Origin of the sequence: Agrobacterium sp. MA01 (assembly GCF_009650195.1) — a bacterium.
Classification (GTDB): domain Bacteria; phylum Pseudomonadota; class Alphaproteobacteria; order Rhizobiales; family Rhizobiaceae; genus Allorhizobium.
Genome location: NZ_CP045854.1, coordinates 1,053,234 through 1,067,926, shown reverse-complemented (window position 1 = coordinate 1,067,926; position 14,693 = coordinate 1,053,234). Strand labels below are relative to the sequence as shown.

Genomic DNA, 14,693 nt, shown 5'->3' with positions numbered 1-14,693 from the left:
TCTTCAATCCCGGAGGCGGGTCACTCGGCGACCCGCATCGTGACCTTGCGCGGCCGTTCGTTGCCGTTGCCCGGCACGAGCACGACGATCACGCATTCACCGCCCGATTCGTGCACGGAAAGCAACTGTCCGCCGACTTCGGCGACCACGCGTTCCGCGGCTTGTCGGCAATCCGCCCCCACGGCATCGCCCACCGTCGCCGGCAAAGCCGCCACGGTCACGGCCAATGCGAGGCCCGTGTATTTCATGAAAGATGCCATTGCTGCTTCTTCTTGGATGACGTCCACTTTGGCAAATTATGTACCGCAAGGCGTCTGAATGGCAAATGAATGCGTGGGCTCAGAGTGTGGATCACGGTCGGGAGCCAATCACGACCGCCACGCAGGGGGCAAGACGCAGAGGTCACCTTGTCGGCCCCCTCTCCAACAAAATCTGAGGTTTAGCCCTGATCGGGCTAAGCCCTCGATTTTGTAACCTCTCCCAAAAGGGCAGAGGAGATGATGCGGCCGGCCCCTCCCTTCCTTTCCCTCCATAGTGGGGGAGAAAGCGAAATCGAAGGCTTAGGCGAGCGTAAGCCGCCTAAACTTCAGATTTCGCAAGTGAGGGGATCGGTGCAGTTGGCAACATCGGCCCGCCCTCACCCACCCACGCCCTTCGTCGCCGTCAGCCGCCCGTAGAGCGCGAGCAATCCTCCGACCGTACCGGCAAGCGTCGTCAGTGCATCGGCAATTTCGGCCTGCTCGGCGCCGCCGAGCTCCAGTCCGGCCCTGCCGAGAAGCGGGGCAGCGATCGCAATCAGGGCGCCCCAGACGGTCTTCGACTGGTACCAGGGTTTCATCTCCAGCATGTCATCCTCCTGTTGAATGGTTTTCAATCGACGGGAACCACCGCCTCCAGCGGCAGGCCGGCGGCCAGCCGTCCGAGTTGGCGGATGCGGAGGCCAAGCGCCGTCTGCGCCAGCCCGAAATCTGTCAGTTCATCGGCGACGGCATAGGTCCAGGCGGGCTCGGTCACCTCGACCACCCGAAGCACGGTGCCCCCATCAAGGATCTCCAGCCGGTAGCGCTCCTCCGCCTCGTCGAGCGGCACCTCCCCGTCTGTCCAGGCATCGGCCTCGATGCGGCTGCGCCGGATCCAGCTGATCGAAAGATCGCCCGCGGCCTGCCGCAGCACCTTCGCATGCACAGGCGAAAGCGGCGTCTCCGCCCGCAATCCGCCGGCAAAGACATGCGGGCCCGAAATCTCGGTCACGAGCCCCATCAGCTCGAGGATCCAGTTCTGTGCGGCCCCGCGTTCGGCATTCCCGAGCCCCAGCGGCCGGACCGCTTCGTCGAGAGCCACGACCTCGGCCCCGGCTGCGGCACCAGCCACGACTGCGTCCTCCGTGCCTCCCAGCCCGCGCAAAAGGCCCGTCAGCCGGAAGCGTCCGACCGCAATCTCCTCGGCCTCGACAAAGCCGACGACCTCCCAGCCGCCGGTATTGGCCCGGACCGCGAGCCGGTTCGCGCCGGAGAGAACAGCCATGCGGCTCGCCGAGGCAAAGGCTCCTGCTAGAACCTCGACTACAAGGGCATTCGCCCCATCGAAGCGCCCGACAGGTCCGGGGGCAAGCGGCTCCAGAAGCCGTCCCAGGGGCGCTGGCCGATCCAGCGTCAGCCTGAGCCGATAGCCCTCGGCTTCCGGAGAGCTCGATACCGCAAGCCGCCGCCAGGGACGGCCATATGCCGCAACGCTCGCGTCACCGGCATGGCTTGCACCCTCTAGCCTCGGCAGATCGAGAAATTGCACGACCGGCGCAAAGCCGGCCGCACCGCCACCGTCGACCACCCGTCCGGGTTCAACCACCGGCACGGGTGCGGAGACCTTGCCCGCAAAGGCCCTCAGCGTCAGGCGTCGCTCGAAGCCCTCGTCGATGCCCTGCACCAGAAAACGCCCGTCCGGTCCTTCGGGGAAGCGCAGAACGTCTCCGGGCTCGATCGCAATCTCCTGCGGCCCGAGCGCCAGCTGAACCGTGCGCCGCGCCAGCCGGTTGTCACGCAGCCAGCCTTCGGCGGCAGCAAGTGCTGTCTCCTCCGGCATCGCCGCCGGCAGGTCGCGCGCAAGCTGCCGATCGGTCGCGGCCTCCACCTTGCGCGAGCGCACGCTCGCCTCGACATAATCCGCCGCCGGATCATAAAAGGTCACCAGCGCCTCGGAGGCGAAATCGCTGTCATGGCCGCGCGTCTCGCTCCACAGCGGGCGATCGGCGATGTCGGCGAGGACGGTGATCTCGCGGGCAGCCAGGCTCGCCGTCGGCCGAGTGCGGAATTTCAGCCGCCCGGCGTCCTCGATCACGTCGATCTGGAAGAGGTCGAGCAAGGGCTCGATCAGGTCGCGCGCAGAGCTCAGATCCCCCTTTACATAGCCGCCGAGATCGCCTGCCACTTCCGACACGTCGAAATCGGAAAAGCCATGATCCCTGAGGATCGCCGCAATCGTGTCGGCCAGTGTCGCCGTACCCAGGCGGCCGTTCAACCAATGCCCTGTCCGCCAGTTCGATCCGTCTGCCCAGAGCGCCGTGTTCTGCGGAAAGGCCGGATAGGGCCGCGCATCCCAGGTCCAGGAATAGACATGCGATGGATCAACCATATTAGGCGGCAGAAGACTGCCAGCCCAGTGGTCGAGATGGGCCTCCAGAAACCGACGCTGCTGGCTGTCGCTGCGCGCGCCCGCCGAGAAGTGAGGCATTCCGCTCTCGGCCGATTTGGCATCGACGAAGATGTTCGGCTGGTTCGCCCCCTTGTCGACCGCGCCGCAACCGACTTCGGTCATCCAGAAGGGCTTCATGCCGGGTATCCAGGCCGTCGGGCTCGCCTGCTCGACGCCGCCGATCCGGTTGAAATGGGGGTTCTCCCACCAGGATTTCAGGTCCTTGAACCTGAAGACCCAGGGCTTGCCATAGGCGCCATCGGTGATCGGCGTCCTCACCCGCGCCCTGCGGTCTGCCTCGCTGGCATAAAACCAGTCGAACCCCTCGCCCGATGTCAGCGTCCGCGCAAATCCCTCCGCATCGTCGATGCCGGTGAAGCCATCCGGGCTTTCCGCCTCGAGATCCTCGTCGCGCCAGTCGGCGAGCGGCATATAGTTGTCGATGCCGACGGCGGTGACGTGAGGGCTCGCCCAGAGCGGATCGAGATGGAAGAAGACATCGCCCGAGCCATCCGCCGGCTGATGGCCGAAATACTCGGTCCAGTCGGCGCCATAGGAAATCGCCGTCCCGCCGCCGAGCAGACCGCGCACTTCACCGGCGAGCGCTACCAGCGCCTCGACGAATGGAAAGGCGTTGGCCTCGTCGCGCAGGGCGGTCAGCCCGCGCAGTTCCGAGCCCAGCAGAAAGGCGTCGACCCCGCCAGCAGCGGCGGCAAGCGCCGCATAATGCAATACGAGACGTCGATAGCCGTCACCGCGGTAGACGAAGCTTGAGACCTGCGCCTGCGCCGAGGCCGTCTTGTCGCTTCCGGGAGGATAGGCCGTGATCCGCCCCCGCCAGGGATAGGCCGCCTGCTCGGCGCCGCCATAGGGGTCGGGCAGGCCGTTGCCGGCGGGAATATCCATCAGCACGAAGGGATAGAGCGTCACCTTCAGCCCGCGCGCCTTGATGTCCCTGATCGCCTCGATGACGCTCTCGTCGCTCGGCGAGCCGCCATAGGCCGGACCACCGCTGTGGCGCGACACCACATAGGCATCGCCCCGCGCCAGCCCCGCGACACTCCAGGGCCGGCTCTCCTCGTTGCGGTAGCCGACCTCCACCCCCGGCAGCACCCGGCAATCACCGGCGCGCAAATCCGTGCCGAACCAGGCCACCACCAGGGCCACGCTTTCGAGATCAGGGCAAAGCGCCTGCAATTCGTCCAGCGAGGCCTGCCAGTCCGTCGCCGCCGTGAGCGTGTTGCGGTTCAGCCAGCGTTTCGCGCCCTCGCTCGGCGCATCCGAGATCCTCACCGTCGCATAACCGTGTTCGGTCGCGCCGGGAATCATCGTCACCGCCCGGATCTTCTCCTCCAGCGCGCCGACCGGTCGAATCACCTCAAACTGGATCAGCGGAATGCGGTTGCCGAAATCGTCGAGCGGCAGCCGCTCGAAGACGACATAGGCTAGCCCCCGATAGGCCGGCGCATTGGCCGCCCCCTGCTTCGCCGCAATCAGCGGATCGGCCGGCTGGCTTTCCGATCCGCGATAGACGCGCATCTCGATTTCGGTTGTGTCGAGTTCGCGCCCATCTGCCCAGACCCGCCGCACGCCCGCGATCGGCCCCTCGCAGAGCCCGAGCGCCAGATTGGCATAGTAGCGATAGGTCGTGGTGCGCGTGCCGCCGGAGGATTTTCCGCCGCTACGCTCGGTCACAGTCTCTTCCTCGAAACGCGTCGCCCAGATCAGCGTGCCGCCCAGCCGCGCGGTGCCGTAGAGCCTCGGAATAACTGTGCCTTCGCTGGCACCAGAAATGCGCGCCGAAGACAGCCGTGCACCGCTCACTTCGCGGGTGCCAGACAGCAGGCTCCGATCGATCATGCTGCCGGCAAGCGCGCCTGCCGCCTGGCCGATCGCCGCTCCGACCGGCCCGAAGACGGAGCCGAGGGCAGCACCCGCCGCCTGCAGAAGAATGGTCGCCATCTTCAGATCCTTTCGGGGAAGCGGTAGATGCCGGCAATCCTGCGCCGCCAGGCCGGCACGAGCGCCGACAACGTCACCGCCGATTGTTCATAGGCATGGATGAAGGCGTCGGGCGGCGGCTGACTGGGAGCGTATTCCGCCGAAAACCGCGCCTCGTCGGCGTCCATGTCACAGCCGCCCCCTTCCGAAGCCATACAGGCCAGAATGCCCGCATGTTTCGCCGCCAGATGCGGCCGAAAGCGAAACAGCACGAGATCGCCCGGCCGGCTCTCCGCAAAAGAAGCCACGGCTTGAAAATGCCGCCCGGCCGCCGCGATCAACCGCTCCTCGCCCGCCCGCTCCGCCCAATCAGGCGCATAGGCCGGCACGGGCTCGGGCTCTTTGCCATAGAGTTCCCGCCAGATCCCGCGAACAAGCCCCAGGCAGTCGCAGCCCACCCCCTTCACCGATCCCTGATGCCGATAGGGCGTGCCGATCCAGGTCCCGGCAATCGCCAGGACGGACGTGTTGACGGACATGGGGAAGCTCCGGAGGGAAGGTGATGACCGGGAAGCGGCGGGTGGGGGGTGAACCGAAGAGAAGCAAGCCAGGCTCACCCCACCCCGGACCTCCTGTCCGCCCTCCCCCTCAAGGGGAGGGTAGAGCAAGCCTCACCGATACAACACCCCGCCATCATGGGTGCTATCGCCACTGACATAGGAATAGGCAAAGTCGCTGCCCGGCATGTGCGGAAAGCCACGAAAATTCAGCGGGTTGCCGAAGACTGCTCGACAGGTGGCAAAACTCTTGTCACAGCCGACCGTCAGCGTCACGGCATCCCCTTCGGCCGGCCGCGCCTCGAGCGGCAGCCAGAGCCTCAGCGTCATCAGCCCACCCACCACAGCACTGCTCTCCTCGATGGCCAGCCGCTTGCCGGCCAGAGGCCCGTCGTCGAACCTCACATGCCCGAGCCGGAAATGCCCCTCGCCCAGACCCGGCAGGCCAGAGACCGTCAGCCGGTCCCCCGCCAACACCGCCGCAACGACGCCCATAACCCGGCGGTTCGCGACGTCCATGTTCACCCGGCACCTGTCATCGCCGAGATCCGCATCGCAGCGGCGGTTGTAGATCCGCCCCTCCGCCTGCTGCAGGCGATGGGCAAAGCTGCGGAGCTCCGCCGAAAAGCCCGGCCCCGCGCGGCTCACCTCGCCGATTTCCTGCACCGTAACAATCGCGTGCTGCTCTTCCGGCGCCTGCCAGTTGATCAAAAAACACTCGACCCGCGCCCCGTCAAAGCGCCCGGCTGCGAGATCGGCTTCGGTAATCGCCTCGCTCGAAAATCCGCCCCGCACCTCAGCCCCCGGCGCTGCAAGACCGCTTGCACTACTGGCCTCAGTCGCTGAGAAGCCGGTACCCGGCTCGAACACCGTGCCGGCGAAGTCGAGCCGCTGGTCATGTTCGGTGAACCCGAGCCGAAAACCGTCCCGGCAGGTAACGCGCCAGGCGCGGCACAGCGTCGTCTCGCCGGTCGCAACATGGGTGGCAAGCGCTTCAGGAAGCCTTCTCATGGGATTACCTCGATCAGCGGAATGGAGGGAATGCGCCCGGCCCGAAAGGCTTCGAGATCAATCTCGATCCGGTCGGCGTCGAAACGAACGGGCACGTCATAGTCGAAACCCGCCCGGATCTCCGTTCCCTCTTCCGGCATACGAGCGGGTCCAAAGGTGACGACCCCGGTGGCCGCATCGACGGAAAAACCACCCGTCTGCTCCACCCCGTCAAGCGCAACCCGAACCGATCCCGCCACCGGCTTCACCACCGGCCGCCGCTCGACCGCCGCGCCATCGCCATAGGCCTTCACCAGCTGGAAAGCCGCAGTCTCGCCGTCGCCCGCCCCGATCCACTGGTCGAGCGGCGTGACTGCCTCACCCGGCCGTGCCGAGGAGCAATCCACAGGATCGCGAAAGCGAAACCCATGCAGCTGCCCGCCGCGCGCCTCGAAGAATTCCAGCACGGCATAGAGATCCGCGACCGAGCGCACTGCGGTGCCGACATCATAGCGGCGCCTGGAAAACCGCCAGCGCCGATTGCGCGCCTCGCGACCATTGGAAAGCGAAATGATATCCGTCTGCCGCCCCGGCCCGCCGCTCGTGGACAGCGACAGACGCAGCGGGAAACGCTGTTCGTGAAAGGCCATGGCGGTCTCCGTTCGATAAAACTGCAAGAAAAAGAAAAGAGAAATGTCAGACGGGCGCCTGAGCGGTGATCAGTGGGGCTGACGACATCTGTCTTTGGCGGCTGCGCACGCGGATAGTCCGAACGGCTGCGCGCCTGGCGCCCCTTGGAAAACCGCCCACGACCATCTACATTGAAAGCGGAAAACATCTACATGGAGCCGTCATGGCCATCAACGTCAACAATCCGGAAGCCGATGCGCTGACGCGGCAGTTTGCGCAGATGGCAGGCGTCGGCATCACCGATGCGATCGTGATCGCCATGAAGGAGGCGATCGAACGGCGCAATCGCGCCGAAACAGCGCTGGAAACGGCCGCGCGCCTCAGGACAAAACACGAGGTAGTTCTGGCGGAACAGGCCCGGAGCCCCCTTCCCCGCGAGGTTTTCAATGACCTGTGGGGTGACAAGTGATGTTCGTCGACGCCTGCGCGATCATCGCGCTTCTGTCGGACGAGCCGGAAGCGCAGCGCGTGTCCGATGCGCTCGCGTCCGCCACGCGACCATTCACATCCCCGATTGCGGTCCTCGAAACGGTTCTCGGTCTCGCCCGCGCGGACAAGCTCGATCTTCCGGTGCCTGCGGTCGAAGCCCTGGTGACGGAATTTCTCGAAGCCCGCGGCATCGACATCCGCGATCTGCCGCCGCCTGCACATACGGTTCGCCTCTCCTCGGAGGCCGCCCATCGCTTTCGCCATGGTCGCCACGGCCTGAACCTCGGCGATTGCCTGCATTATGCCTGCGCCAAATTCCACGGCGTCCCGATCCTTGCCACCGCCGACGAGTTTCGCGCCACGGATCTCGATGTCATTGCCTGAGCGCAGGTCGGTCTGCAGACCGAGTTTGCTTGATTGCAGCTTTCGGCGCCGGCCGCCCTTTCCTTCTCCCCGCCTGCGGGGAGAAGGTGGCCCGCAGGGCCGGATGAGGGGCAAGCCACTCCCTATTCCCTATTCCCTACTCGCTACTCGCTAACCCACTCACATCCCCCGCCGTCCGCGCCCCACGGAGCGCGCCAGCATGGCCGTGATCTGCCCTTCACTTCTGGCAAAACTTGCAGCATCGCTTGCCGTCACCTGGAAATGAATGACCGTGGTCGCCCCGCTGCCCTCGGACGCCACGCCAAGCGCGCCGTCCGCACCGCGTTTCAGCGGCAGGATCGCCTCGGCGCCCGCCTCGCCCATCAGCCCGGTCCCACCGTCCATCGGAAAGTAAGTCGGTGCCGCCACGACGCCGCCGTCGGCAAAAGGGGTGACCCGTCCAGGGACACCGCCCTGGGCAAAGGCCGTGACCCCGCCGGAAAGCGCCGATCCAAGCCCGGCGGAGAGGCTGCCGATCAGGCTGCCCGCCGCATTGCCGAGCAGGGTCTCGAGAGGTTTCAGGCCCGAGGCGAGCGCGATATCGGTGAGCCGCAATCCGACCCCGCGCAACACTTCCTCCAGCCCCTTGCCGCCTGTCGTCGCGCCCTTCAGCGCCGAGGTCAGCGCCCGGCCGAAACTCGCCGAGCGACTTTCGAGATCGTCGAGCACGGAGAGCGCTGCCGCCGCATCGAGGTCGACTGCGACCGCCAGTGTGTCGTCATCGGTCATGGAAACGTCCTTTCGTGAAAGGGTCTGACGGACAGGCAAGAGACATCCGTGTTGCCTGGCAGCACTTTCCCCTCACCCTGAGGCGCCCTCGCCCGTGAGGGCCTCGAAGGGCGAGGGGGTGCAATCTGCAACACACCTCCTCCCCGAAGGGAGAGTCGGTCACGCCGACGCTCAATCTGGAAATTTCTGCATCAGGGTCTCCACCTCCCGCCGCGACAGGCCGGTAGGCTCACCGAAAGCCCCCGCCATCGCCGCCAGCTCCGGCAAGCTCAGCCCCCAGAACACATCAGGAGAAAGCCGCAGGCGGGAGAGGCCGAGCGTCATCACCGTTCCCCAGGGAAACGGCCGCACGTCTCGCCCGCCTGCGGCCCTCAAGGGGAGGTGCCGCCCTCGCCTGATCTCAGATCCTGCGCGCCTGGTTCAGACCCAAAGGTCACCGCCAGCAACTCGCCCACCAGTTTCGCTGCACCCGCCACGCCGCCCTCGACCGCCATCTCGGCGACATCGGCATCGGAAACCCGGTTGCCCCCACCGCGCAATCCGCAGGCGAGGATTCGGGTCAGATCGGCGCTCTTCAGCCGGCCACTGGCAAAACGTGTCGCGAGATCCGTGAGACTGTCAGCGCCGAAAGCAGTCTCGAGCTCGGCAAGCGCGCCGAGCGTCAGACACAGGATGCGCCGCTCACCGTCGATGACGCCTTCGACCTCGCCGCGATGGCGGTTGGCGCGGTTGACCGTCACCGGCTCGCGCATCTCGCGTTCATAGCCCCGCATCGCCGCCTCACAGCGCCGCGAAAGAAACGGCACCGGCCGATTCCAGCGCGATCTCGAAGGTCACCTCGCCGTCGTGATTGCCGGCATAATCCAGCGCCGTCACCTGAAACGGCGCCGTCACCGTGCCGAAATCCGGGATCACCACCTGATAGGTCAGGATGGAGCCGGCAAAAAAGGCCGCCCTTATCAGCGCATCGGAGGCGGCATCCTTGAACAGGCCGGAGCCCGTCAGACCGGCGCGCCGCACGCCGGCGCCCTCCAGCAGTTCCCGCCAGCGCCCGGCGCTTTCACTATCGGTCACGTCAACCGATTGCGCATTGAAGGCGAGACGTCTGGCCCTCAAGCCCGCCACCGTCACAAACTCCGCCCCATCCTCGACCTTCAGCAACAGATCCTTGCCCTTCTGCGCGCCCATGGCGTCTCTCCTTTGATGATGTCTGTGATCGCCTGTCAGCCGAGGCGCCGGCGTCGCTCCCACCTCCCCCTTGAGGGGGGAGGTCGCCGCAAAGCGGCGGGTGGGGGTGACCACCGTCAGAAAGAGCGCAACCGGAATCTGGATCACCCCACCCGGGACCTGCGGTCCGACCCTCCCCCTCAAGGGGAGGGTGGAGACGGCACACTCGAACGTCCCCTCACCCTGAGGTGCCCGGCAATGCCGGGCCTCGAAGGGCCGAGGCCACAAGCGGCGCTTCCCACCTCCCCCTCGAGGGGGAGGTCGCCGCAGAGCGGCGGGTGGGGGTGACCACCACCAGAAAGGGCACAGCCGGAAAACTGGATCACCCCACCCCGGACCTGCGGTCCGACCCTCCCCTCAAGGGGAGGGTGGATCACCCCCAAACACGCACACATCCCAAGATTTCACCCTATCGCCCACCCTGCAACCGGCCTAGAAGAAACACTCCCGCCGATTGCAACCTCCCCCCCGAGTCTCCCATGAACATGCCCCGCACCCTCCTCGTTGCCGCGCTTGCGGTCTCGCAGATCCTTGGCTGGGGCACGACCTATGAAATGCCGGCCGTCTTCGGCCGGGCCATGGCGTCCGATCTCGGACTTGCCAACGAGGCCGCCTTTGCCGGGCTCACCGTGATGATGCTCGTCATGGCCTTTCTCGGCCCCTGGACCGGCCGCATGATCGCCCGTCATGGCGCTGCCCGCGTGCTCGCCATGGGCTCGGTCCTGATGGCATCCGGCCTTGCCATGCTGGCGCTCTCGACCGGCATCGTCACCTATGCGATCGCCTGGCTGATCCTCGGCGCCGGCGGATCATTTGCCCTGACGGTCCCGGCCTTTGCCGCCGTCGTCGAGCGCGAGGGCCACAATTCCCGCCGCGCCATCGGCATACTGATGATCTTCACCGGGCTTTCCTCGGCGGTCTGCTGGCCGCTGCTGACGCTCGCCGGTGAGGCCTTCGGCTGGCGCGGGGCGCTTTTCGCCGCCGCCGCCGCGCAGCTCGTGCTGGCGCTTCCGATCCATCTGTCCCTTAGCCGCATCGCGATCACCCGCTCGGCTGAGGACCTCGCCGCAGACGCCCGGGAACCGCTGGAGTTGAGCCGTCGCATGGCGACGCTTGCCTTCCTCATGATTGCGCTCTCGACCTCGCTCGCCAGCCTGATGACCTTTGGTCTCTCGCCGCAGCTCCTGCATATCCTCGAACTCTCCGGCGCGACGCCGGCACTGGCGCTGCAGCTCGGATCGCTGCGCGCCGTCTTCGGCATTGCCGCCCGCGCCTTCGATCTGGTGCTCGGCAAGCGCTCCTCGCCTGTGACCACCGGGCTTGCCGGCATGGCCATGCTCACGGGCTCCACCCTGCTCTTGATCTTCTCATCCGGCACGCCCTCGAGCCTGCTGATGTTCACCGCGCTCTACGGCTTCGGCTCCGGCGTCACGACACTCGCCCGCGCCACGCTGCCGCTCGCCTTCTTCTCCGCCAGCCGCTTCGCCCGCCAGTCGGCGCGCCTCGCTCTGCCGCAAAACCTCGCCAATGCGACAGCCCCCGTCCTGATGACCGCCGTCATCGACCGCGCCGGCATCGATGCCGGCCTCGTGCTTGCCGCCCTCTTCGCCGCCACGGGTTTCGCGGCAATCCTGGCGCTGGCGGTGATTGCGAAGCGGGGACAGGTCAAGGTCTAGGCGCGCGGTGGGCTCGACGTCGCTGCTGGCAATCGATCCGAGGCGAGAAGCTCGACGCCAAAATGCCCCGCGAGATCGGTCAGGATTTGCTTCAGCGTTGCGAGTGCCGCTTCCAATTCAACGCGCTCGGCCCGCGCCGGAATTCGACCGGCATCCTAAGGATAGCGATAGGTGGTCGCGAACACCGTCAAGAAAGTCAGTGTTGCAAACCGCGCCTTGAATGGATCCGTGTCGGGCAGAAGCTCCCGCAACACGTCGATACGGTGGCTGTCCCGGCGCTCGGCCCTGATACCTTCCGCCGTCAGAAGGGCCAGGAGCATTTTCTCCGCAGCCTGTTGTGCATGATAGGCGTCATTGCGGTTATCGGCAGCCGCAAGCAAGGTCGCCGCCTCCAGATCCTCACGCGCCAATCGCAGCGCGTTGGCGATATGCAGTTCAGCGGACAAGCAGGATACCGTCGTCTACGATATGGCTGGCCGCAGAATTTGCGACTTCGAGGTCCGCCTGGAATTCCGAAAGGCGCGCAACGGAAACGTCTGCATGCACCCCTGAGCCTTCCTGCAGACGCCAGCCGAACAGCGGCGACATCACCGTCTCCGGCGCGTCATCCGAAACGATTACCTTCAGATCCCAGTCGCTCTGAGCGTTGGCGTCACCGCGCGCACGGCTCCCATAAAGGATCACCTCGATGGGATTGCAGGCCGCGTCGATCCGCGCAAGCAAGGTCTGCAGCTCCGGAAACCTCTCAGGATCCGCCACCCGCCCACTCAAGCTCTGCGCGATCTCGCCCATGGATCTTCCCATTGAAAAACCACCGCGAAGATACAGTATTCTGCCTTTGCGTTCCACAGCCTTGTTGTCTTGATGTCGTCAGCGCTTCAGCGCGTGACTGTCCGTCCAGGCACTGGTGATACCTCCGTCCGCACTGACGACCGCGCGCATCCACATCGACTCGCCTCGAATCATGAAGCCATTGCCAAAATCACTCGTCTGCTTCGATATCTCGCCGGTAACAGCAGTCTTAAGATCGGTCTCGAACGTTTCAGCCTCCTGCGCGCTGCAGGCAGTCGTACCGCCGAGGGCACCGATGGAGCTCATGACCTCGAAGGTACAGCTCACGGACGCAAATGAACCGTAGTCCTGATAGAATACAGCGAAGGCAAAGCCGTCAGGAGAGGTGGCCGTAAACGAGCCAGATCGAGGTATGGGTCGATCCACCCGGTCTGTGCTTGCGTCCTTGGTCCAGCCTGGTCGCTCTGCCAGTTCTCGAAGGCGCTCGATGTCGGCGGCACCTGTAACGCAAAAATCGATCATTGCCGGCAACGGGCAGGACGATGCCAGACTGTCCGAATGCGTGGATGACAAAAGGACCATGGAGAGAAAAGCCCGTTTCATCGAAACTCCTTTCAACGCAAATGTATGGAATCGAACGTCAATCGACAGCAACCAGCCTGCCACCGCACCCCTGAGGACACAACCGTTTGTCCGCAGGCGGTCCAACATAGACACCTGGCATCCCAGCCCCACGTGACGCCCGGCTCCGAGCTTCGCTACCTCACTCCACCACCGCCCGAAACCCCGCCTCGGCCACGAACAACCCCGCCTTCACCTCGCGCCGGCTTGTCGTCCGGCGGTGCCGAAAGTTGACGAGCCGAAACTCGCCCAGCATCTCCGGCAAGCTGTCGGCCAGCCGCCTCACCTCCGCCACCAGCCCTTCGGCCTCACGTCGCGAGACCGCACTCCAGGCCTCGAGCGTCAGCAGGATCTCCGCCCCTTCCGCCTCGCCGGTTGAAAAGTCGCGAGCCTCGACCGCGCCGACGACAAGCGCCGGAAAGCGTTGCGGCCGGATCGTCCGGTCGGACAGTCCTTGGGGTCCGAGCGCCGCCGTCAGTACCGCATTCCCCTTTACCGCCTGTTGAAGGCCGGCCAGCAAGGCATTGACTGCATTTGTCATCTCTCACTCTCCCGTGGCTCTGCTGTGCGACACCGACCGGCGCCTTTGTGCCCCTCGCGCACAGCCGGTGTCCGCGAAGCTCCCGTGTGCCTAGCGGCCCGTCTGCGCCTCACCCGACACCCGGTTATAGCGTCCGTCAGCGCCCAGTCCTTCGGCCGCCGACCCATCGGGCTCCATCGAGTCCCCGTCTTTCGATGTCCGATCGCTGCGCTTCGCCACACGGACTGCCAGCGCCCGCCGCAAGATCTCGGCGAGCTGCATGCCCGTCTCCTCCAGCGCCACGCCCCGCCGTCCGGATCCTCGCCCTAGTCCGGCGCCGCGGCTCATCCCGTCACCTCGCGGCACAGCGCCACCTGAAACCTTCCGGTCTCATCGGGGTCGCGCACCGCCAGGATCTCGAACACCCGCGCCCCTTTGCGAAATCGCTGCCCGGCCACGACATCGCCACGCGAGCGCACCGTCACATGATGCGTGACGGTCGCCACAAGCCCCGGCCCCTTTTCCTCTTCGGCAAAGCTGTGCGGCTCGACCAGCGCCCAGACCCGAGCCAGTTCGACGAAGCCCGTCACCGCCCCGCCCTGCCCGTCGTCCACCGGCTCCGGCCGCTCCAGCACAAGCCGCGCCGTCAGCCGCCCGGCATCGATATCCAGCAGGACCATGATCAGAGCCCTCGCCGGCAGAAGGGTGCTATCAGCCGCTCGTAACCGGGCGGCACGACAGCCGGCTGGGCTTCGACCGCGACCACGCCCCGGCAGGCATACATCGCCGCGATATGCGTAAGCATCGCCCGCTTCAGCGTCTCCGGTAGATCCGCGCCGCTCTCGCCGAAGCCGGCTGACAATTCCACCTCGATCCCGTTCATTGCCCGCCCCGGCTGCGGCACGTCCCGCAGCCAGAGCCGCGCTGGACGCGCGTGACCGTCGAGCAAGTGGCCATCAAGATCCACAGCCTGCGGCTCACCCTCGCCATCATAGACGGTCACCGCGGTCACCACCCGGACCGGCCCGCGAGGAATGGTCACAATCCCGTCCGCCGGCCAGTCGTCGAGGCAAAACCTGAAATCCCTGGTCGCCAGCACCAGCCCCGTCTCCCGCTCCAGATGCTCGCGGGCGACGATGGCAAGCGCTGAAAGCAGCGCATCCTCCTCCTCCGTATCGAGCCTCAGATGCGCCCTGATCTCGACAAGCGTCAGCGGCTCCACAGCGGGTGGAGTGAGTTCGATGATAGTCATGGGAGGTTCCTTGAAAACGAATTGCAGGTAGCCCCTCACCCTGAGGCGCCGGGCCACGCCCGGCCTCGAAGGGCGAGGCCACCCTGAAGAGTTGAGAGATGGATGCTTCGAGGGGCGCTCCGCGCCCACCTCAGCATGAGGGCGGTGGCGGGCCTCCC

General features: G+C 65.9%; 20 protein-coding genes. 3 read left to right on the top strand and 17 right to left on the bottom strand.

Annotation, left to right across the window (positions count from 1 at the left end; all coding sequences use genetic code 11):
* Window positions 1–20: 20 nt before the first annotated feature.
* From GH983_RS05185 to GH983_RS05160, 6 genes are all read right to left on the bottom strand, one after another.
* Window positions 21–260 carry a hypothetical protein gene (locus tag GH983_RS05185; RefSeq protein ID WP_153761825.1) on the bottom strand — a complete coding sequence of 80 codons (240 nt, stop codon included), beginning with the start codon at window positions 258–260 and terminating at the stop codon, window positions 21–23.
* Window positions 261–637: 377 nt separating this feature from the next.
* Complete coding sequence (locus GH983_RS05180) at window positions 638–847, bottom strand: hypothetical protein (protein ID WP_054151270.1); 210 nt, start codon at window positions 845–847, stop codon at window positions 638–640.
* Between the two features lie 23 nt (window positions 848–870).
* Entirely contained in the window at window positions 871–4,650 is a 3,780-nt protein-coding gene (locus GH983_RS05175) for a glycoside hydrolase/phage tail family protein (protein ID WP_153761824.1), read from the bottom strand.
* Window positions 4,651–4,652: 2 nt separating this feature from the next.
* Complete coding sequence (locus tag GH983_RS05170) at window positions 4,653–5,168, bottom strand: NlpC/P60 family protein (RefSeq protein WP_153761823.1); 516 nt, start codon at window positions 5,166–5,168, stop codon at window positions 4,653–4,655.
* A 132-nt stretch (window positions 5,169–5,300) separates the two neighbouring features.
* Window positions 5,301–6,197: a DUF2163 domain-containing protein gene (locus GH983_RS05165; RefSeq protein ID WP_153761822.1), complete on the bottom strand. Its 897-nt coding sequence runs from the start codon at window positions 6,195–6,197 to the stop codon at window positions 5,301–5,303.
* The gene (locus tag GH983_RS05160; RefSeq protein ID WP_153761821.1) at window positions 6,194–6,826 is read right to left on the bottom strand and encodes a DUF2460 domain-containing protein; all 633 of its coding nucleotides are present in this window, start codon (window positions 6,824–6,826) and stop codon (window positions 6,194–6,196) included. The genes GH983_RS05165 and GH983_RS05160 overlap by 4 nt, the downstream gene beginning before the upstream one ends.
* Window positions 6,827–7,029: 203 nt before the next feature.
* Here GH983_RS05160 and GH983_RS05155 point away from each other — a divergent pair, with 203 nt between their 5' ends.
* Window positions 7,030–7,275, top strand: coding sequence for a type II toxin-antitoxin system VapB family antitoxin (locus tag GH983_RS05155; protein ID WP_153761820.1), 246 nt, complete (start codon window positions 7,030–7,032; stop codon window positions 7,273–7,275).
* Window positions 7,275–7,679, top strand: coding sequence for a type II toxin-antitoxin system VapC family toxin (locus GH983_RS05150; RefSeq protein ID WP_153763563.1), 405 nt, complete (start codon window positions 7,275–7,277; stop codon window positions 7,677–7,679). The genes GH983_RS05155 and GH983_RS05150 overlap by 1 nt, the downstream gene beginning before the upstream one ends.
* Before the next feature lie 159 nt (window positions 7,680–7,838).
* Here GH983_RS05150 and GH983_RS05145 read toward each other — a convergent pair whose 3' ends face one another.
* The 4 genes from GH983_RS05145 to GH983_RS05130 all read right to left on the bottom strand — a co-directional run bounded on the left by GH983_RS05145 (window position 7,839) and on the right by GH983_RS05130 (window position 9,635).
* Window positions 7,839–8,447, bottom strand: a complete 609-nt coding sequence (locus GH983_RS05145; RefSeq protein WP_153761819.1) for a phage tail tape measure protein — start codon at window positions 8,445–8,447, stop codon at window positions 7,839–7,841.
* Between the two features lie 171 nt (window positions 8,448–8,618).
* Window positions 8,619–8,771, bottom strand: coding sequence for a phage tail assembly chaperone (locus GH983_RS05140; RefSeq protein WP_156322993.1), 153 nt, complete (start codon window positions 8,769–8,771; stop codon window positions 8,619–8,621).
* 47 nt (window positions 8,772–8,818) lie between these two features.
* Window positions 8,819–9,220 carry a gene transfer agent family protein gene (locus GH983_RS05135; protein ID WP_236759321.1) on the bottom strand — a complete coding sequence of 134 codons (402 nt, stop codon included), beginning with the start codon at window positions 9,218–9,220 and terminating at the stop codon, window positions 8,819–8,821.
* A gap of 7 nt (window positions 9,221–9,227) precedes the next feature.
* Window positions 9,228–9,635, bottom strand: a complete 408-nt coding sequence (locus tag GH983_RS05130) for a phage major tail protein, TP901-1 family (protein WP_069041801.1) — start codon at window positions 9,633–9,635, stop codon at window positions 9,228–9,230.
* A 518-nt stretch (window positions 9,636–10,153) separates the two neighbouring features.
* On the opposite strand from GH983_RS05130, the gene GH983_RS05125 reads away from it, so the two are divergent.
* Complete coding sequence (locus GH983_RS05125; protein WP_153761818.1) at window positions 10,154–11,350, top strand: MFS transporter; 1,197 nt, start codon at window positions 10,154–10,156, stop codon at window positions 11,348–11,350.
* A gap of 155 nt (window positions 11,351–11,505) precedes the next feature.
* Here GH983_RS05125 and GH983_RS05120 read toward each other — a convergent pair whose 3' ends face one another.
* From GH983_RS05120 to GH983_RS05090, 7 genes are all read right to left on the bottom strand, one after another.
* The gene (locus GH983_RS05120) at window positions 11,506–11,796 is read right to left on the bottom strand and encodes a HEPN domain-containing protein (RefSeq protein ID WP_153761817.1); all 291 of its coding nucleotides are present in this window, start codon (window positions 11,794–11,796) and stop codon (window positions 11,506–11,508) included.
* Complete coding sequence (locus GH983_RS05115) at window positions 11,786–12,142, bottom strand: nucleotidyltransferase domain-containing protein (protein WP_054151341.1); 357 nt, start codon at window positions 12,140–12,142, stop codon at window positions 11,786–11,788. The genes GH983_RS05120 and GH983_RS05115 overlap by 11 nt, the downstream gene beginning before the upstream one ends.
* A 78-nt stretch (window positions 12,143–12,220) precedes the next feature.
* Window positions 12,221–12,853: a hypothetical protein gene (locus GH983_RS05110; RefSeq protein ID WP_210251769.1), complete on the bottom strand. Its 633-nt coding sequence runs from the start codon at window positions 12,851–12,853 to the stop codon at window positions 12,221–12,223.
* A gap of 52 nt (window positions 12,854–12,905) precedes the next feature.
* Window positions 12,906–13,304, bottom strand: a complete 399-nt coding sequence (locus GH983_RS05105) for a DUF3168 domain-containing protein (RefSeq protein ID WP_153761815.1) — start codon at window positions 13,302–13,304, stop codon at window positions 12,906–12,908.
* Between the two features lie 90 nt (window positions 13,305–13,394).
* On the bottom strand, window positions 13,395–13,565 hold the full coding sequence (locus GH983_RS05100; protein ID WP_153761814.1) for a hypothetical protein: 171 nt from the start codon (window positions 13,563–13,565) through the stop codon (window positions 13,395–13,397).
* A gap of 62 nt (window positions 13,566–13,627) precedes the next feature.
* Window positions 13,628–13,963 (bottom strand): phage head closure protein, encoded by a 336-nt coding sequence (locus GH983_RS05095; RefSeq protein ID WP_153761813.1) that lies wholly within the window; start codon window positions 13,961–13,963, stop codon window positions 13,628–13,630.
* A 2-nt stretch (window positions 13,964–13,965) separates the two neighbouring features.
* Window positions 13,966–14,535 carry a phage head-tail connector protein gene (locus GH983_RS05090; RefSeq protein ID WP_153761812.1) on the bottom strand — a complete coding sequence of 190 codons (570 nt, stop codon included), beginning with the start codon at window positions 14,533–14,535 and terminating at the stop codon, window positions 13,966–13,968.
* Window positions 14,536–14,693: the final 158 nt, after the last annotated feature.